Origin of the sequence: Microbacterium esteraromaticum (genome assembly GCF_016907315.1) — a bacterium.
GTDB classification, from domain to species: domain Bacteria; phylum Actinomycetota; class Actinomycetes; order Actinomycetales; family Microbacteriaceae; genus Microbacterium; species Microbacterium esteraromaticum.
In genome coordinates, this window is sequence record NZ_JAFBBS010000001.1 from 951789 (window position 1) to 970379 (window position 18591).

Sequence of the window (18591 nt, forward strand, 5' to 3'; positions counted from 1 at the left end):
TGGTCAGACCACGCAAGCGGGCGGCGTCGCGCTCAGTCCAGGGCTCCCCCGGACTCCTCGAGGTAGCAGTTGCCGCACAGCGACTCGTAGGTCACCTCGGCGCCGTCGATCGCGACCTGGTCGCCGGAGAACACGAAACGGCCGTCGACGAGCCGGCCGTTGAAGACGGCCTTGCGGCCGCATCGGCAGATCGTCTTCAGCTCTTCGAGAGAGTGCGCGATGGCGAGCAATCGGGCCGACCCCGGGAACGCGTGAGTACGGAAATCGTTGCGGATGCCGTATGCCATCACCGGGATGCCCTCGAGCACCGCGATGCGGAACAGGTCATCGATCTGCTCGGTCGTGAGGAACTGCGCCTCGTCGACCAGCAGGCAGGCGACATCACGCGGCTCGGCTGGCAGCAGCTCGTCGGCCGCCTCGGAGCGCACCCGGGCCCGTTCACGCAGGAACAGCTCGCGGGCGTCGTCGTCGGTCCCGATGAGGAAATCGACCTCGCGGGTCATGCCGAGCCGGCTCTCGATCTGAGAGGCGCCCTTCGTGTCGATCGCGGGCTTGGCCAGCAGCACCCGCTGTCCGCGTTCCTCATAGTTGTACGCGGCCTGCAGCAGGGCGGTGGACTTGCCCGAGTTCATCGCGCCGTAGCGGAAGTACAGCTTCGCCACGGTCGCGCGATCAGGCCGTCAGCGAGAGGACGGATGCCGTCGCGCTCATCGACTTCTCTGCGGAACCCGCATCGTCGTTGAGTCGCTGGCCCATCGTGGGGATGAGATCCTTGAGCTTCGGCTCCCAGCCCGCGTACTGCTCGGGGAAGCAGCGCTTGAGCAGACCGAGCATGATCGGCACGGCCGTCGACGCACCGGGCGATGCACCGAGCAGGCCGGCGATCGTGCCGTCTTCTGCGGCCACGACCTCGGTGCCGAACTGCAGGACGCCACCCTTCTCGGGATCCTTCTTCATGACCTGCGCGCGCTGACCGGCCTGGATGAGCGTCCAGTCCTCGTCTTTCGCCGTCGGCACGAAGGTACGCAGGTTGTCGACCTTCTTGCGGTGCCCCTTCACGAGCTCGCTCAGCAGGTAGGTGATGAGATCGGGGTTCGCGAAGGCGACCCGCAGCATGGGCCACAGGTTGTGCGGACGCACCTGCGTGACGATGTCGAGCAGCGAGCCGTGCTTCAGGAACTTCGGGCTGAAGGTCGCGAACGGCCCGAACATCAGCGACGTCTCACCCTCGACCACGCGGGTGTCGAGGTGCGGCACCGACATCGGAGGTGCGCCGACGGCCGCCTGCGAGTACACCTTGGCCTGGTGCTGAGCGACGACCTCGGGGTTCGTGGTCTTCAGGAACTGCCCGCCGATCGGGAAGACGCCGTAGCCCTTGATCTCGGGGATGCCACTGTTCTGCAGCAGCTTGAGAGCCCAGCCACCTGCGCCCACGAAGACGAACCGGGCCTTGACCTGCCCAGGGGTGCGTCCGATGACGTGGCGGTACTTGACGAGCCAGCTTCCGTCACTCTGACGCTTGAGGCTGCGCACCTCGTGGTCGGTGCGCACCTGCACGCCGGAGGAGGCCAGGTGCTCGAAAAGCTGGTGCGTGAGCGCACCGAAGTCGACGTCAGTGCCCGACGGCACGCGGGTCGCCGCGAACGGCTCGCCCTTGCGGCGCTTCTGCATGAGCAGCGGAGCCCACTTGTTGATGACGCGGGAGTCCTCGCTGTACTCGATGCCCTCGAACAGCGGCTGCTTCTTGAGCACCTCGTACCGCGCCTTGAGGAAGGAGACGTCCTTCTCACCGCGCACGAAAGTCATGTGCGGAACCGAGTTGATGAACGTCGACGGCCCGTCGAGCACGCCGCGCTCGACCAGGGACGACCAGAACTCCCGACTCTGCTGGAACTGCTCGTTGATCGAGATGGCCTTCGCGGGATCGAGCGATCCGTCCTTGCCCTGCGGCATGTAGTTCAGCTCGCACAGCGCGGCGTGACCGGTTCCGGCGTTGTTCCACGGGTTGGAGCTCTCTTCGGCGACGTCGCCGAGTCGCTCGTAGGCGACGATCTTCCAGTCCGGCTGCAGCTCGTGCAGCAGGGTACCCAGCGTGGCGGACATGATGCCCCCACCGATCAGAACGACATCGACGGTTTCGGTCACCAGAACAGTCTAGTCGTCCGCAACGGTGCGGATTTCCGCCTGACGGAGTGCTGCGCGGGGCACCCGGCCCCGCGCAGCACGGGGTCAGACGCCGGCCGGCGTGAGGCGCTTCGTGAGCTCTTCCGCGATCTGCACGGCGTTCAGCGCGGCACCCTTGCGCAGGTTGTCGTTGCTGATGAAGAGCACCAGGCCCTTGCCCTCAGGGGCCGACTGATCGGCGCGGATGCGTCCGACATAGCTGGGGTCGCTGCCGGCCGCCTGCAGCGGCGTCGGCACCTCTTCGAGCGCAACGCCAGGAGCGGATGCCAGTACCTCGCGTGCCCGCTCGGGAGTGATGTCGTTCGCGAACTCCGCGTGGATCGACAACGAGTGACCGGTGAAGACCGGGACCCGCACGCAGGTGCCCGCGACCCGCAGGTCGGGCAGTCCGAGGATCTTGCGGCTCTCGTTGCGGAGCTTCTTCTCCTCGTCGGTCTCGTTCTCGCCGTCGTCGACGATCGAGCCGGCGAGCGGGATGACGTCGAACGCGATGGGGGCGACGTACTTCTCCGGCTGCGGGAAGTCGACGGCTGATCCGTCGTGCACGAGGCGAAGCGTGTCACCCTGGGCGAGCACGCCTTCGACCTGGCCGAGCAGTTCCTGCGCACCGGCGAGACCGGAGCCCGACACCGCCTGGTAGGTGCTGACGATGAGGCGCTCGAGGCCGGCATCGGCGTGCAGGGCCTTCAGCACGGGCATGGCCGCCATCGTGGTGCAGTTCGGGTTGGCGATGATCCCCTTGGGACGCTCGTCCATGGCATCCGGATTCACCTCGCTGACCACCAGCGGGACCTCGGGGTCCATGCGCCACGCGCTCGAGTTGTCGACGACCACGGCGCCGGCCTCGGCGAACTTCGGCGCGTATGCACGGCTGGCCGTCGCTCCTGCCGAGAACAGCGCGATGTCGATGCCGGAGGCGTCGGCCGTCTCGACGTCCTCGACGATGACGTCGACTCCGCCGAAGTCGATGGCGGTACCCGCGGAGCGGGCGGAGGCGAACAGCCGCAGCTCGCGCACGGGGAACGAGCGCTCGGCGAGGATGTCGCGCATCACGGTGCCGACCTGGCCGGTCGCGCCGACGATGGCGATCGAGAATCCGGATTCGGAGATACGGGTCATGGGGGATCCTTGGCGTGGAGACGATGCGCCAGGCTCAGCCCCAGGGTGCGGACGCTGCGCCTGGCACCGGTGTCAGGGTTGCCGTGAGTCTACCCGCTCGCATGGGCGGGCAGACCCGTCGTTTCGGCCTGCGGAGGAGGGGTCAGCGACCGGTGCCTGCGTGCACCACGGCTTCGATCTCGCTGTCGAGTCCGTAGGCGCTGTGCACGGTGCGCGCCGCTTCGGCGAGGTCGTCGCCGCGGAGCACGACCGAGATGCGGATCTCCGAGGTCGAGATCATCTCGATGTTGATACCGCCCGCGCTGAGCGCCTCGAAGAGGATCGCCGAGACCCCGGAGTGCGTGCGCATGCCGGCGCCGACGACCGACAGCTTGCCGATCTGGTCGTCGTGCAGCAGGCTCTCGAAGCCGACCTCGCCCTGCTCGGCCGCGAGGGCCTTGAGGGTCGCGGGGGCGTCGGCCTTGGGCAGCGTGAACGAGATGTCGGTGCGTCCCGTGGATGCCGCCGACACGTTCTGCACGATCATGTCGACGTTCGCGCCGGCCTTCGAGACGATCTTGAAGATCTCGGCGGCCTTGCCAGGCACATCGGGCACGCCGGCGACGGTGATCTTTGCCTGGCTGAGGTCGGTGGCGACTCCGGCGACGATCGGTTCTTCCATGACTTCTCCCTCGGTGGCGCGAGGGTTCTTCATGCCCTCGCCCAGAACGTAGGTGCCCTCGGACGACGAGAACGTCGAGCGGGCGTGGATGAGCACACCGTGACGGCGGGCGTACTCGACAGCGCGGATGTACAGCACCTTCGCGCCGTTGGCGGCGAGCTCGAGCATCTCCTCACTGGAGACGTGGTCGAGCTTGCGGGCGCGGGGGATGACTCGCGGGTCGGCGGTGAAGATGCCGTCGACGTCGCTATAGATCTCGCAGACGTCGGCATTGAGCGCCGCCGCGAGCGCGACGGCGGTGGTGTCGGAGCCGCCGCGTCCGAGCGTGGTGATGTCACGGGTGTCGCGGTTGAACCCCTGGAAGCCGGCGACGATGACGATCGCGCCCTCGTCGAGGGCTTCGCGCAGACGCACGGGCGTCACATCGACGATGCGCGCCGAGCCGTGCTGCGAGTCGGTGATCATGCCCGCCTGGCTGCCGGTGAACGACCGGGCCTCGAAGCCCATCGAGTGGATCGCCATCGCCAGCAGCGCCATCGAGATGCGCTCACCGCTCGACAGCAGCATGTCGAGCTCGCGCGGGGCGGGGATCGGGGCGACCTCGTTCGCGAGGTCGAGCAGCTCGTCGGTGGTGTCGCCCATCGCGCTCACCGCGACCACGACGTCATGGCCGGCACGACGGGTGTCGACGATGCGCTTGGCGACGCGCTTGATGCTCTCTGCGTCGGCGACGGACGAACCGCCGTACTTCTGCACGATCAGGGCCACGATCACTCCCGGGGACGATGGGCGGATCCGCCCACGCACATTCTACGGATCGCCCTCATGCCGCCTTCCGCATGTGACAGGGCTGCCCGATGCGGTGCATCTCTGAAGGAGAGCCGCGATTGTGAAGGACTTCTAGGGCGTCTGAGTCCTTCAGAAGTACAGGAGTCCTTCAAAGTCGTGCTCAGATCAGACCGCGCCGTCTCGCCTCGGCAGCGGCTGCGCTGCGCCCAGGCACCCCGAGCTTCTCGAGCAGGTGCACCACGTGCGTCTTGACCGTCGCCTCGGCGATGAACAGCTGCGCGGCGATCTCGCGATTGCTCGCGCCCTCGTCGACGCGCCGGAGCACCTCGAGCTCGCGCGGGGTGAGCTCGATGCGGGGCGCGCGCAGCGCCTCGACCAGTCGGCGATCGTCGGGGCCGAACACGAGGGCCCCGGCGGCGGCATCCGTGATCGCCTTGGCGATGACCTCCGTGGCGACGTCCTTCAGCAGATATCCCGCCGCCCCGGCCTCCAATGCCCGCACGATCTGCGCGTCATGGTCGAACGTGGTCAGGATGATCACCGCTGGCGGGCGCGGGGCGGAGCGCAGCGCCGCGGTCGTCTCGACGCCGTCGATCCCCTCCCCCAGCCGCAGATCGCAGAGCACGACGTCAGGGTGCAGGTCGGATGCCAGGGCGAGCGCCTCCTCGCCGCTCGCCGCCTCGGCGACGACGTCGAACCCGCGCCGTTCGATCACGCTGCGCAGACCGGCGCGGACAATCGGATGATCGTCGACGATCAGCAGCCGGATGCTCATCGTCCGACCTCCGCGCGGACCGTCGTGCCTTCGCCCGGCGCGCTGTCGATGCGCAGCTCACCGCCCAGCTCCCGCAGGCGCGACCGCATCGCGATCAGCCCGTACGAGCGCGTGCGGACCTCGAGGGCTGTCGTGTCGAACCCACGGCCGTCGTCGGAGATCTGCAGCACCGCGCGGTCGCCCTCGCCCGCGAGCACGACCCGCACGAGTTCGGCTGCGGAGTGCTGTCGCACGTTCGCCAGGGCCGACTGCGCGATGCGCAGCAGCGTCACCTCAACGGAGGTGGGGAGCGCGGGCGGCGCCTCATCGACGTCGAGTTCGGTCCGGATGCCCGTGTCCGCGGCGAGCGCATCGAGCAGGCGCTGCAGCGCGCCGGCGAGCGCCGTGCCCTCCAGCTCGGCAGGCGCGAGCGCGGCGACGATGCGGCGCAGCTCGGTCAGCGAGTGCTGGGCGAGGGCGTCGATCTGCGGCATCCGGTCGGCATCCCCTCCCCTCGCCAGCAGCGAGACGGAGCTCAGCTCCTGCGCGATGGTGTCGTGCAGGTCGCGGGCGAGCCGGGTGCGCTCTCGGGCGGCTCCCGCGTCACGCTGCGTGCGGGCGAGCTCGTCCTGCAGCTCGGCCATCTCCTGCTGCGCACGCAGCAGGGAGGCGATCAGCTCTTCGCGCTCCACGGCATCTCTCAGCAGCGCGTCGTAGCCGAGCGAGACGGCGAGCGCGAAGCCGCCGCCGAGCAGCGGTCCGGCGAGGTGCGCGAAGGTGACCTCGATGCCGTGCAGGTGCGGGGCCACGATAGCTGCGGCCAGGACCACGGCCGCGAACAGCGCCGACCACCGCGCCGTGAGGACGTGACCGGCGAGCAGCAGCAGCGGGAACGACAGCCAGACGAACTCGGGCGACAGCGCCAGCATCGCCGTCCAGATCGCTCCGAGCCCGACGAGCCACCAGCTCGCGGCTCTGCCGTGCGCGAAGGCCGCGCCGGCTCCGTACCAGGCCAGGAAACCGCCGGCGGCGAGCGCGGCCGGCAGCACCTCTGCGCCGTCGACGACCGCGCGCACGGTCGTCACGACGACGAGCGCGACGGTGATCAGGTGCAGCGCGAAGCGTGCGGCGCGCAGCAGTCGTCGGCGATCGGAGCTCACCCTTCGATTCTCACTGCTCGGCGCGTCGAGCGCAGCCGCAGAAGATCGATCCTTCGATGGATCCTTCGGCTGCGACGCGCCGCGAGGCTTGATGCCATGACAGACACCGCTCTCGCCCCTTCGGCCGCGACCTCGCCCGCCCCCTCCCAGAGGCCTGCGCTGCGGATGCTGCTCGCCGCCGTCACCGTGTACACGCTCGCCGGTCTCGCCGCTGGACTGTTCTACCGCGAGTTCACGAAGCTGAACGGCTACACGGAGGGCATGCACGGCCAGCTGGGGCTCGCGCACACGCACATCCTCACCCTCGGCGTGATCGTGCTGCTGATTGTGATAGCACTGGAGAAGACATTCGGCCTGTCCGACGGCCGCCTGTTCCGCTGGTTCTTCTGGATCTACAACGCGGGCGTCGTGATCTCGGCGGCCGGTCTCGTCTGGCACGGCATGCTGCAGGTGCTCGGCCAGGAGTCGTCCAAGATGATCGCCGGGATCGCAGGAACCGGGCACATGCTGCTCGGTGCAGGATTCGTTCTTCTGCTGCTCATGCTGCGCAAGGCCATCAGCCGCTGAAGCCTCTCCCCCGGCCTGTCGGCTTCACTGCTGAAGGACGTTCGCGCTTCTGAAGGACTTCTGGGGCGTCTGAGTCCTTCAGAAGTGCAGAAGTCCTTCAGAAGCGCGGTCAGATCTGCGGCGGCTGCGGCTCGCGGGGTCTCAGCCTTCCGCCGGTCGCGGCGAACCAGCATCCGATCAGCACGATCGGGAAGCCGATCAGCAGACCGGGCGTCAGCGGCTCGGACAGCACGATCGTGCCCAGCAGGATCGCGACGATCGGGTTGATGTAGGTGAACAGCGGTGCGCGCACCGGGCCGACCTCGCGGATGAGCGCGAAGAAGGCGACGAACGCCAGCGCGGTGCAGACGACGCCGAGCAGCAGCAGCGAGACCGTCGCCCGCGCGGTGGGCACCTCATGCTGGGTGAGCAGTGCGGCGGGCAGGTAGCCGATCCCGATCGCGAAGAGCGCGAGCGTGATGGTGCCGAGCGAGGGCACGTCCCTGAGCTTGAGAGCGATGATGAACGGCGCGATCGCGTACATCACCGCGGTGAGCAGGATCTCGCCGATCGCGAAGGCGCTGCCCGCGCCGTGCGGGAAGAGCCCCGGTCCCGCGACGACCACGGCGACGCCCGCGAATCCGAGCAGCAGTCCCCCGAGTCTGATCGGCGCGAGGGCCGAGCGGTCGCCGCGCAGCAGCGCGATGATCACGGCGAACAGCGGCACGGTCGACACGAGCAGTCCGGTGAGTCCTGAGGGCAGCTGCGTCTCGGCATGGCTGAGCAGAAGGAACGGACCGGCCATCTCGATGAGCCCGAACGCGAGCACCCACGGCCAGTGCTTCCAGGCCGCCGAGAGGGCGCCGCTGCGCAGGGCGAATGGCAGCAGAACGAGCCCGCCCAGCAGGGTGCGGCCGGCCACCACGGCGGGCGGCGAAAACGAGTGCACGGCCTCTTTGATGAACAGGTACGTGATGCCCCATACGAACGCCATCACGGCGAACAGGATCCAGCCCTTGCGGGTGAACCCTGCGTGGTGCGCGCTCACAGACGGCGACGTCCTTCGAAGGCCCGCCCCAGCGTCACCTCATCGGCGTATTCGAGGTCGCCGCCGACGGGCAGACCGGACGCGAGTCGCGACACCGTGATCGCCATGCTGGTGAGCAGGCGGCTCAGGTAGCTGGCCGTCGCCTCTCCCTCGAGGTTGGGGTTGGTGGCGAGGATGACCTCCTGCACCGTGCCGTCGGCGAGCCGCGTCATCAGCTGAGCGATGCGCAGGTCGTCGGGGCCGACGCCGGCGATCGGGCTGATCGCGCCGCCGAGCACGTGGTACAGGCCACGGAACTCGCGGGTGCGCTCGATCGCCGCGACGTCCTTCGCGTCCTCCACGACGCAGATGAGCTCGGGGTTGCGGCGCGGGTCGCGGCAGATCGCACAGCGGTCCTGTTCAGACACGTTGCCGCAGACCTCGCAGAAGCGCACGCGCGCCCGCACCTCGGTGAGCAGCTCGGAGAGCCGGGCGACGTCGAACGACGGCGTCTGAAGGATGTGGAACGCGATGCGCTGCGCGGACTTCGGGCCGATGCCGGGCAGGCGACCGAACTCGTCGATCAGCTCCTGGACGATTCCGTCGTACATCAGGAGAACCTCGATGGGGGCTGGTAGGGCTCTTCGCGGATGAACCTCGCGCCGAGCACCTGGCGGACGACGGCCTCGCCGCGGCGCTCGACGCCGTCAGAGGCCAGGGGGCGGGTGGCCGACGGCGGCACCTCACGGAGAGAGGGACGCGCGACGGGTGCGGCGGCCGGTGCGGGTGCCGCGCCGGGTGCGGCGGCGGGTGCGGGCGACGCGCCGGGTGCGGATGCGGACGCTGCGGACGGAGCGCTCTGCCGGGGCGGCTCGTCGTACTCGGGGTCGTATGGCGGCTCGTCGTCGTACGGCGGGTACTCGTCGTCGAGTGGCGGAGGAGGGGCGTCGACGTCGCCGTCGCGCGGCGGAAGCGGGGCCGATGCCGCGGCTTCGACCTCGGCCGGCTCTTCGTCGACCGGGAACTGCGGCTGGGGCGCGATCGTCGCGACGGGTGCGCCCTGCCCCGCCGGAGCGCCGGTGGGAGCCGACGACGGGATCGGCGCGACGGCCCACTCGGTGACGGACGCCGCGGCCGATCGGGTGACGGCCGCGGGAGACGATGCGGATGCCCGCGCCGCGCTGTTGGCACGTGGCTGCGGCGGCGCAGAGGAGCTCTGGCCTCCGCTCGCGCCGCCGAGATCCTGGGGCCCGCTCATCGGATTCGCCCATCCGGCGGCGGGGGCGTCATCGCCTCTCGGCGCGGGCGAGGAGGAGGCAGGACCGGGACCGGACGTCGCTGGCCCGCCGGGTGCAGGACCGGTGGGCGCGACGGCACCCCCTCCTCCGCCAGGGGGCAGGGGCGCGGGCCGGTACTTGACCGTCACGCCCAGCTCCTGCTCGATCGCCGTTCGCAGGTGATCGGAGGTGCCCTTGCCCGGTGTGGTGCCCTTGAACTTCGGCACGTCGCTCGGGCTCGAGAAGCCGAGCGTGAGCACGTCGGAGGTGCTGTCGAAGGCCAGTGGCTGGATGCCCGTGACGACGAGCCACGAGGCGCGGCTGATCGACTCGAGACGGGTGAGCACCGCGGGCCAGGCCCCTGAGATCTGCTCGAAGGTCACGGGTCCGGCGGGCGCCGATGCGGTCGACGCCTGTTCGCCCCCGCTCCGCTTCGGCTGGGCCTGTCCGGTCGCCGCCTGCTCGGTCGACTTCTGCTGAGCCGTTGCGGGTGCGGCGGCGGGCGGCGCGGTCGAGCCCGTCGCTCCGGATGCCTCCGGCTGAGATGCCCGTGCAGCGCTCGCCTCGTGTCCCAAGGTCTCGGACGCAGGCTGCGAGTCGGATGCGGGCGGCGTCGCGGTTGCCTGCGTGAGGTTTTCGACGATCACAGGCGAGACCGCCGTGGGCTCGGCGGATGCAGCGGGCTCGGGGACGACCGTGGGCTTCGGGGCCGCAGCCGACGACGGCGTGGCAACCGGAGCAGCAGAATCTGACGCAGTGGCCGGGGCTGCTGCGGCAGGAGCCTGTGCAGCAGGGGCCGGTGGGGCTGGGGCCGCTGAGGCAGGAGCCTGTGCAGCAGGGCGCTGGGCCGCTGTGCTCTGCGTCGATGCGCTGTGCGCCGGAGCGCCCTGCGCAGCCGCGGCGCCGGCATCCCTCGGTGCTCCGGCGAGCACCCGCGCGACCATCAGCTCCAGGTGCAGGCGGGGCGAGGTCGCGCCGCTCATGTCGTCGAGGGCCTGGCTGACCAGGTCGGCGGTGCGCGAGAGGCGAACGGCGCCGAAGGCTGCGGCCTGCGCCTGCATGCGCTCCATCTCATCGGCGGGGATGCCACGCAGCACAGCGGACGCCCCATCGCCGACGGCCTGGATGACGATGAGGTCGCGCAGCCGTTCGAGCAGGTCGTCTACGAAGCGGCGCGGATCCTGCCCGGTCTGCACGACCCGGTCGACGGCGGGGAAGGCGGATGCCGCGTCGCCAGCGGCGAGCGCGTCGACGATCTCATCGAGCAGTGCGGCGTGCGTGTAGCCGAGCAGGGCCACGGCCCGCGCGTAGGTCACGTTGCCCTCGTCGGACCCCGCGATCAGCTGGTCGAGCAGCGAGAGCGTATCGCGCGGCGATCCGCCGCCGGCGCGCACGACGAGAGCCAGCACGCCCTGTTCGACCTGCACTCCCTCTTCGACGCACAACTTCTCGACGTACTCGAGCATGGCTGCCGGCGGCACGAGACGGAACGGGTAGTGATGCGTGCGCGAGCGGATCGTGCCGAGCACCTTCTCGGGCTCGGTCGTGGCGAAGATGAACTTCACGTGCGCGGGCGGCTCTTCGACCAGCTTCAGCAGGGCGTTGAAGCCCTGCGGGGTGACCATGTGGGCCTCATCGAGGATGAAGATCTTGAACCGGTCGCGGCTCGGCGCGAAGGTCGCGCGCTCGCGCAGGTCGCGCGCGTCGTCGACGCCATTGTGGCTCGCCGCGTCGATCTCGACCACGTCGAGCGATCCGCCACCGGCGCGCGACAGCTCGACACAGCTGGGGCACACGCCGCACGGGGTGTCGGTCGGCCCCTCGGCGCAGTTCAGGCAGCGCGCGAGAATGCGCGCCGAGGTGGTCTTTCCGCAGCCGCGAGGACCCGAGAACAGATAGGCATGCCCGACACGATCGCCGCGCAACGCGGTCATCAGCGGATCGGTCACCTGGGACTGCCCGATCATCTCGCCGAACGTCTCGGGCCGGTAGCGGCGGTACAGGGCTGTCGTCACCAGAACAGCCTACGGCGTACCGCCGACACGAGCCCTCTCCGAGCCGCCCCCTCCACGACCCGCTCCGTGTCCCGCTCCGCGCCCAGGCATCCGCCCTCGCCCCTCCACGCCCTCACCTTCACCCGCGCACACCCTGCGCCCCTCACCCCTCGCCGACGCACACCCTGCGGCCCCCACGCCGAGACCTGCGCCTCCCGCCGAAACCTGCGGTTGCAACTGCAGGTCTCGGCGGGAAGTGCAGGTCTCGCCGGGAAGTGCAGGTCTCGGCACAGAGGACGGCGCGGGAGGACGGCACAGAGGACGACGCGGGAGGACGACGCGGGAACGGCTCGGGGGAACGAGGGGGGGCCGGGATCAGTCCTCGTAGGCGTCGATGATCGGGATCGTCGTGGTGGTCACCGGCACCGACGCCGACAGGCGCGTGCCGTCATCGCGACGGGCATCCGCGATCCCGCGCAGCGTCGGACGGCCGGGCCTCCGCGGCCCCTGACCGGCGAGCAGCACAGCGGCCGGCTTGCCCACCGCCGCGCTATGCGCCGCGCCGCGCACGGTGAACTCCACCGGGTCGCCGTCGCGCACCTCGAGATGCAGCCGATCGCGGGTGATCGTGACCTGCAGCTGCGAGCCCCGCCACTGCAGCGGGTACGACAGCTCCGGCCAGTCGGCGGGCAGTCGCGGGTCGAAGCTCAGCTCGCCGTCATGATCGCGCATGCCGCCGAAGCCGCTGACGAGCGCTGTCCAGACGCCGCCGGTCGACGCCACGTGCACGCCATCGGCGGCGTTGTGATGCAGATCGCCCAGGTCGACATACAGAGCCTGCTCGAAGTACTCACGGGCGAGGTCCTGATAGCCGACCTCTGCCGCCATGATCGACTGCACGACAGCCGACAGCGTCGAGTCGCCCGTCGTCAGCGGGTCGTAGTAGTCGAAGTCGGCCAGCTTCTCCTCGTCGGTGAAGTGGTTGCCCTGCAGGAAGAGGGCCAGCACGACGTCGGCCTGCTTGAGCACCTGGAACCGGTAGATGACCAGTGGGTGGTAGTGCAGCAGCAGCGGCCGCATCTCGGGCGGCGTGCCCTCGAGGTCCCACACCTCGCGCTCGAGGAAGAAGGCGTCCTGCGGATGGATGCCCAGTGCCTCGCTGTACGGGATGTGGATGGCCTCTGCGGCTCGGGCCCAGGCATCCCGCTCCCCGTCGTCGAGACCCGTGCGGTCGACGAGAGCCGCGTACGCGGCCGGGTCGTTCTCTGCCATCTCGCCGACGACCCGCGCCGCGAAGCGCAGGTTGTAGCGGGCCATGACGTTGGTGAACAGGTTGTCGTTCACGACGGTGGTGTACTCGTCAGGGCCGGTCACACCGTGGATGTGGAAGGTCGAGTCGCCGTTCGTGCCGCGCCAGAAGCCGAGGGTCGCCCAGAGCCTCGCGGTCTCAACGGCGATGTCGGCGCCTTCGCGACGCAGGAAGTCCTCATCGCCCGTGGCGCGCACGTACTTGCCGAGTGCGAAGCTGACGTCGGCGTTGATGTGGTACTGCGCGGTACCAGCTGCGTAGTACGCCGACGCCTCCTCGCCGTTGATCGTGCGCCACGGGAACAGCGCTCCTGCCTCGTTCAGCTGCGCCGCGCGCCTGCGCGCGGCGGGCAGCATCGTGACCCGCGCGCGCAGCGCGTTCTTCGCCCACTGCGGCGAGGTGTACGTGAGAAAAGGCAGCACATAGATCTCGGTGTCCCAGAAGTAGTGACCGCTGTAGCCCGAGCCCGTCAGGCCCTTCGCCGCCACACCGTGCCCGTCGGCACGCGAGGCCGCCTGCGCGAGCTGGAACAGGCACCAGCGGGTCGCCTGCTGCAGGTCGTCGTGCCCTGCGATGCGCACGTCGGAGCGCTCCCAGAACGAGGCGAGCCAGTCACGCTGAGCGGTGAACAGCGCATCGACCCCCTCGACGCCGACGCGGTCGAGCGAGCGACGGCAGCGGTCGACCAGCTCGCGCGGAGGCACGCCCCGTGACGTGTGGTAGCTGACCACCTTGCTGATGCGGATCGGCACGCCGGCCTTCGCCTGCACCCGGAACACGTTCTTCGCGATGTCGGGCTCGACGAGCGAACGCGCCGTGTAGTCGTTCTCGGTGTCGATGATGTGGTCGGCCACGACCGCCACGGTCATCCCCGAGTCGGAGACGCGGTACGACAGCGCCGAGCGAAGGCCGTCCTGCCAGTACTCCACCGGCTGCAGCACCCGCTCGGTGATCTTCTCGGCCTTGCGGGGATCGAAGCCCGCCTTGCCCGCGGCCTTCGCCGCCATAGGGTCACCTGCGTAGATGCCCGCGCCGTCCTGGCGGTTGAGCATCTGGCAGCTCACGGTGACCGGGGCGTCTGCGTTCTCGACAGTGAGTTCGAGACGCAGCACGGCGAGGTGGCGCTCCTCGAAGCTCACCATGCGCTCGTCGCGCATGCGCACGCGCTTGCCTGACGGCGTGACCCAGACGACGTTGCGCTCGAGCACGCCGGTGCGCATGTCGAGAGTGCGGGAGTACTGGTGCACCTCCATGTCGTCGAACGAGAGCGGCTCGTCGTCGATGTACACGCGCATCACCTTGGCGTCGGGCGCGTTCACGATCGTCTGGCCGACCTCGGCGAACCCGTACGCCTGCTCCGCGTGGCGAATAGGCCACGTCTCATGCAGGCCGTTGATGAAGGTGCCGTGCTCGTGGGCGCCGCGCCCCTCGATGTGGTTGCCGCGCAGACCGAGGTAGCCGTTGCCGACGGTGAAGAAGGTCTCGGAGACCCCCTCTTCGTCGTAACGGGTCTCGATGAGGCGCCAGGGGTCGACGGGGTAGCGGTCGCGGTCGAGCATGCTGTCTCCGAAGCGGGTGAGGGGAGGCGTTCGAGGGGTCAGTTCTGCGCGTCGCCGAGCAGGCGCGCAAGATCATCGACGATACCGGTCGCGCCGGCCTCGCGCAGCGCATCGGGGCCGGCACCGCGATCGACGCCGATCACCGAGCCGTATCCGGCGGCGGCGGCCGAGGCGACGCCCGACACGGCGTCCTCCACGGCGATGGACTGCGCGGGGTCGACTCCCAGCATCCGCGCCCCCTCGAGGAACATGTCGGGGGCGGGCTTCGAGGCGAGATGGTCGCGCTCGGCGACGAGTCCGTCGACGACGGCGTGGAAGAAGTCGCGGATGCCGGCGCTGCCGAGCACCTCCTCGGCATTCTTCGAGCTCGAAACGACGCCCATGGGAACGCCGGCATCGCGCAGGCTCTCGAGCAGGGCGAGGGATCCGGGGTAGGGGGCGATGCCCTCGCTGCGCAGCACCGAGATGAACGCGTCGTTCTTGCGGTTGCCGACACCGCAGACCGTCTCGGCCTCTGGCGGGTCGGTGACCTCTCCCCACGGGATCTCGATGTTGCGGCTGCGCAGCAGGCTGGCGACGCCGTCGTAGCGCTTCTTGCCGTCGACGTAGGCGAAGTAGTCGGCGTCGGTGTACGCGGGCTGGATGCCCCAGCGGGCGAACACCTCGTCGAACACCTTCTGCCAGGCGCGCATGTGGACCTCTGCAGTGGGGGTGAGCACCCCGTCGAGGTCGAAGAGGACGCCGGGGGCGCTGTGCAGGTCGGGGAGTGCGTCAGACATGGAACCTCCTGGATCGGACGTGCGCATCCAGCCTAGTGAGCGCAGGCGTCAGGCGGAGAGGGTTGACGGCTGGGAGCGGAACAGGTCGCTCCGGCCCGCATCGGGTCAGATGACCGAGAGCGTCTGACGCGCGATCTCGAGCTCCTCGTCGGTCGGCACCACGAGCACGGCGACGGCGGAGTCGTCGGCGGAGATGCGGCGGATGCCAGGGCCACGCACCGCATTGCGCCCTGCTTCCAGCCGCACGCCCAGGAACCCGAGGGTGCTCAGCGCGTCCGCGCGGATGTCGGCCACGTTCTCTCCGACCCCCGCGGTGAAGGAGATGACGTCGACCCCGCCGAGCTGCGCGATGTAGGCGCCGATGTAGGCGCGCAGCCGATGGACGTACACGTCGTATGCGAGCGCCGCCGCCTCGTCGCCCGTCGCGCGGCCCGCGAGGATGTCGCGCATGTCGTTGCTGCCCGCGAGTCCCTGCAGCCCGCTGCGCTTGTTCAGCAGCGCATCGAGGTCGTCGATGCCCATACCCGCCCGTCGCGCGAGATGCAGCAGGACAGCCGGGTCGATGTCGCCGGTGCGGGTGCCCATCACGAGGCCCTCGAGGGGCGTGAAGCCCATGGACGTCTCGGCCGAGCGCCCTCCATCGATCGCCGTGATCGAGGCGCCGTTGCCCAGATGCAGGACGAGCTGGCGCACATCGGCGAGGTCTCGGCCGAGGAACCTCGCGGCGGCCTCCGACACGTATTTGTGGCTCGTGCCGTGGAAGCCGTAGCGCCGGATGCGGTGCTCGCTCGCGATGGCCGTATCCAGCGCGTAGGTGTATGCGGCCGGTGCGAGCGTCTGGTGGAAGGCGGTGTCGAACACGGCGACGTGCGGCACGTCGCGGAAGGCGGCTCGCGCCGCCCGGATGCCCGCCACATTGGCCGGGTTGTGCAGCGGGGCGAGCACCGAGAGATCCTCGATGTTGATCTCGACGAGCGGGGTGATGACGGTCGGCTCGAAGAAGCGAGCACCGCCGTGCACCACCCTGTGTCCGACAGCCGCAGGCGGATGCTCGTCGAGGCTCGGCCCGTGCTCGGCGAACTGCGCGAGCATGACCGCGAACGCCTCGTCGTGATCGGCGACCGGTCGCTCCTCCTCGAAGCGCTCATCGAGCACGGCCGGCGCGGGCACACCCGGCTCGGTGAGCGCGAACACCCTGTGGCTGACCACGCCGCCCGCGCCGATGCGCTCGATGAGGCCGCTGGCCAGCTCGCGCTCGCGCTCGACCTCGATGAGGCTGTACTTCAGCGATGACGAGCCGCTGTTGATGACCAGGACGACGCTCACGACTGCTCTCCCTGTGCCTGGATCGCCGTGATGGCGACGGTGTTGACGATGTCATCGACCAGGGCTCCGCGTGACAGGTCGTTGATGGGCTTGCGCAGCCCCTGCAGCACAGGCCCGATGGCGACGGCGCCTGCGGAGCGCTGCACGGCCTTGTAGGTGTTGTTTCCCGTGTTCAGGTCGGGGAAGACGAACACCGTCGCTCGGCCTGCGACCTCGGAATCGGGCATCTTCGTCTTGGCGACGGCGGCATCCGCAGCCGCGTCGTACTGGATCGGCCCCTCCACGGGCAGTTCAGGCATCCGCTCACGCACCAGCGCCGTCGCCTCGCGCACCTTCTCGACGTCGGCCCCCGATCCGGATTCGCCGGTGGAGTACGAGAGCATCGCGACACGCGGCTCGATGCCGAATCGTCGCGCCGTCGCGGCCGACGAGATCGCGATGTCGGCGAGCTGCGCGCTGGTCGGATCGGGGATGACCGCGCAGTCGCCGTAGACGAGCACGCGATCGGCGAGCGCCATGAGGAAGACACTCGAGACGACATCGACGCCCGGATTGGTCTTGATGATCTCGAACGACGGACGGATGGTGTGCGCCGTGGTGTGCGTGGCGCCCGAGACCATCCCGTCGGCCAGCCCCAGGTGCACCATCATCGTGCCGAAGTACGACACGTCGGTGACCGTGTCGGCCGCCTGCCCGAGGGTGACGCCCTTGTGCGAACGAAGCCGCGCGTATTCGGCGGCGAATCGCTCCACGAGCTCGGGGTCGGTGGGGCTGATGATCTGCGCCGAGGCGATGTCGAGCCCGAGCGCCGACGCCCGCGCCCGGATCTCGCTCTCGTCGCCGAGGATCGTGAGGTCGGCGACACCCCGGGCGAGCACGATGGATGCGGCCCGGAGAATGCGGTCGTCGTCGCCCTCCGGCAGCACGATGCGCTTTCGCGTGCTGCGCGCCCGCTCGATGAGCTGGTACTGGAACATCAGCGGGGTGACGACCGTGGAGCGTGCGAGGCCCATCTCGACCGTCAGCTCGGTGGTGTCGACATGAGCCTGGAAGAGCGACAGCGCCGTCTGGTACCGCTGGGTCGACTCGGCGGTCATGCGTCCGCGGGCGCTCATGATGCGCACGGCGGTGTCGAAGGTGCCGAGATCGGTCGCGATGATCGGCACGGGCAGCTCGAAGCCGTCGATGAGCTGCAGCACCGGTTCAGGCAGCTCGAACGGCCCGTTCAGGACGATGCCGGCGAGTTCGGGGAAGGTGCCGGAGCTCGCCGCGAGCAGAGTGGCGAGCAGGGTCTCGGTGCGGTCGGCGGCGATGATGACCACGGCGCCCTCGACGAGGCGCGGGAGCACGTTGACCATCGACATCCCGGCGATGACGACGCTGTACGCCTCGCGGTCGAGCAGCCGCTCGGCACCGCGGACCAGACGTCCGTCGACGGCCTGCATGATGGTGCCCATCGACGGGGCGACGAGCGAGCGCTCCTCGGGGATCGCCCACACGGGCGTGCGGTCGCCGGCCACGCCCTCGACGATCTGCTTCGCCGCGGCGGGGTCGGCGCGGTTGACGATGACCGCGAACAGCTCGGCCCGCTCGGCTGCGAGCTCGGAGAGGGCGAGGGCGGCGAGCTGTCGCACCTGCGCGGGCGTGCGCGCTGTCGTGGTTCCGAGCTGCTCGGCCTGGTTCTGGCTGTCGCGGCCCGAGAGCACGAGCAGCACCGGCACGCCGAGGTTGGCGGCGATGCGCGCGTTGTAGCCCAGCTCGGCCGGGCCAGCGACGTCGGTGTAGTCGCTGCCGACCACGACGACGGCGTCGCACTGCGCCTCGACGGCCTTGAACCGCCCGACGATCGTGCCGAGCGCGCCCTCGGGGTCGCGGCGCACATCGTCGTAGGTCACGCCGATGCAGTCGTCGTAGTCGAGGTGCACGCCGTCGTGCGCGAGCAGCAGCTCGAGCACGTGGTCGCGCTCGGATTCGCTGCGCGCGACCGGCCGGAAGACGCCGACGCGCGGCGAGACGCGCATCAGGGCGTCCAGGACGCCCAGCGCGATCGTGGATTTGCCGGTGTGCCCCTCGGCTGAGGTGATGTAGATGCTCTGCGCCACGCGCT

At 69.7% G+C, this 18591-nt stretch carries 14 protein-coding genes; 1 reads left to right on the forward strand and 13 read right to left on the reverse strand.

The window, feature by feature from the left end:
• Positions 1 to 32: 32 nt before the first annotated feature.
• The 6 genes from JOE67_RS04720 to JOE67_RS15750 all read right to left on the reverse strand — a co-directional run bounded on the left by JOE67_RS04720 (position 33) and on the right by JOE67_RS15750 (position 6667).
• Positions 33 to 662: a thymidine kinase gene (locus tag JOE67_RS04720; RefSeq protein ID WP_204974378.1), complete on the reverse strand. Its 630-nt coding sequence runs from the start codon at positions 660 to 662 to the stop codon at positions 33 to 35.
• 10 nt (positions 663 to 672) lie between these two features.
• Complete coding sequence (locus JOE67_RS04725) at positions 673 to 2145, reverse strand: malate:quinone oxidoreductase (protein ID WP_204974379.1); 1473 nt, start codon at positions 2143 to 2145, stop codon at positions 673 to 675.
• A gap of 84 nt (positions 2146 to 2229) precedes the next feature.
• Positions 2230 to 3303, reverse strand: coding sequence for an aspartate-semialdehyde dehydrogenase (locus tag JOE67_RS04730; protein ID WP_204974380.1), 1074 nt, complete (start codon positions 3301 to 3303; stop codon positions 2230 to 2232).
• A gap of 142 nt (positions 3304 to 3445) precedes the next feature.
• Positions 3446 to 4732, reverse strand: a complete 1287-nt coding sequence (locus JOE67_RS04735) for an aspartate kinase (protein WP_204974381.1) — start codon at positions 4730 to 4732, stop codon at positions 3446 to 3448.
• 181 nt (positions 4733 to 4913) lie between these two features.
• Complete coding sequence (locus tag JOE67_RS04740) at positions 4914 to 5528, reverse strand: response regulator (RefSeq protein WP_204974382.1); 615 nt, start codon at positions 5526 to 5528, stop codon at positions 4914 to 4916.
• On the reverse strand, positions 5525 to 6667 hold the full coding sequence (locus tag JOE67_RS15750) for an ATP-binding protein (RefSeq protein ID WP_204974383.1): 1143 nt from the start codon (positions 6665 to 6667) through the stop codon (positions 5525 to 5527). Before JOE67_RS15750 ends, JOE67_RS04740 begins: the two co-directional genes overlap by 4 nt.
• Positions 6668 to 6763: 96 nt before the next feature.
• On the opposite strand from JOE67_RS15750, the gene JOE67_RS04750 reads away from it, so the two are divergent.
• Complete coding sequence (locus JOE67_RS04750) at positions 6764 to 7234, forward strand: DUF2871 domain-containing protein (protein WP_420827635.1); 471 nt, start codon at positions 6764 to 6766, stop codon at positions 7232 to 7234.
• A gap of 109 nt (positions 7235 to 7343) precedes the next feature.
• Here the strand turns inward: JOE67_RS04750 and JOE67_RS04755 are convergent, their stop codons facing one another.
• From JOE67_RS04755 to pta, 7 genes are all read right to left on the reverse strand, one after another.
• Positions 7344 to 8261, reverse strand: coding sequence for a DMT family transporter (locus tag JOE67_RS04755; RefSeq protein ID WP_338041495.1), 918 nt, complete (start codon positions 8259 to 8261; stop codon positions 7344 to 7346).
• Complete coding sequence (recR, locus tag JOE67_RS04760; RefSeq protein WP_204974384.1) at positions 8258 to 8851, reverse strand: recombination mediator RecR; 594 nt, start codon at positions 8849 to 8851, stop codon at positions 8258 to 8260. Before recR ends, JOE67_RS04755 begins: the two co-directional genes overlap by 4 nt.
• On the reverse strand, positions 8851 to 11532 hold the full coding sequence (locus JOE67_RS04765) for a DNA polymerase III subunit gamma and tau (RefSeq protein ID WP_204974385.1): 2682 nt from the start codon (positions 11530 to 11532) through the stop codon (positions 8851 to 8853). The genes recR and JOE67_RS04765 overlap by 1 nt, the downstream gene beginning before the upstream one ends.
• Positions 11533 to 11886: 354 nt before the next feature.
• Positions 11887 to 14379 (reverse strand): glycoside hydrolase family 65 protein, encoded by a 2493-nt coding sequence (locus JOE67_RS04770; protein ID WP_204974386.1) that lies wholly within the window; start codon positions 14377 to 14379, stop codon positions 11887 to 11889.
• 38 nt (positions 14380 to 14417) lie between these two features.
• Positions 14418 to 15158 (reverse strand): HAD family hydrolase, encoded by a 741-nt coding sequence (locus JOE67_RS04775; RefSeq protein ID WP_204974387.1) that lies wholly within the window; start codon positions 15156 to 15158, stop codon positions 14418 to 14420.
• Positions 15159 to 15263: 105 nt separating this feature from the next.
• A complete protein-coding gene (locus tag JOE67_RS04780) occupies positions 15264 to 16484 on the reverse strand; it encodes an acetate/propionate family kinase (protein WP_204974388.1) in 1221 nt (406 codons plus the stop codon).
• Entirely contained in the window at positions 16481 to 18586 is a 2106-nt protein-coding gene (pta, locus tag JOE67_RS04785; protein ID WP_204974389.1) for a phosphate acetyltransferase, read from the reverse strand. The genes JOE67_RS04780 and pta overlap by 4 nt, the downstream gene beginning before the upstream one ends.
• Positions 18587 to 18591 lie beyond the last annotated feature (5 nt).

Excerpts from the sequence above, each read along its gene's own strand:
- JOE67_RS04730 (WP_204974380.1), bottom strand. The coding sequence starts at position 3,303 with ATGACCCGTATCTCCGAATCCGGATTCTCGATCGCCATCGTCGGCGCG.
- JOE67_RS04740 (WP_204974382.1), bottom strand. The coding sequence starts at position 5,528 with ATGAGCATCCGGCTGCTGATCGTCGACGATCATCCGATTGTCCGCGCC.
- JOE67_RS04750 (WP_420827635.1), top strand. The coding sequence starts at position 6,764 with ATGACAGACACCGCTCTCGCCCCTTCGGCCGCGACCTCGCCCGCCCCC.
- recR (WP_204974384.1), bottom strand. The coding sequence starts at position 8,851 with ATGTACGACGGAATCGTCCAGGAGCTGATCGACGAGTTCGGTCGCCTG.
- JOE67_RS04770 (WP_204974386.1), bottom strand. The coding sequence starts at position 14,379 with ATGCTCGACCGCGACCGCTACCCCGTCGACCCCTGGCGCCTCATCGAG.
- JOE67_RS04775 (WP_204974387.1), bottom strand. The coding sequence starts at position 15,158 with ATGTCTGACGCACTCCCCGACCTGCACAGCGCCCCCGGCGTCCTCTTC.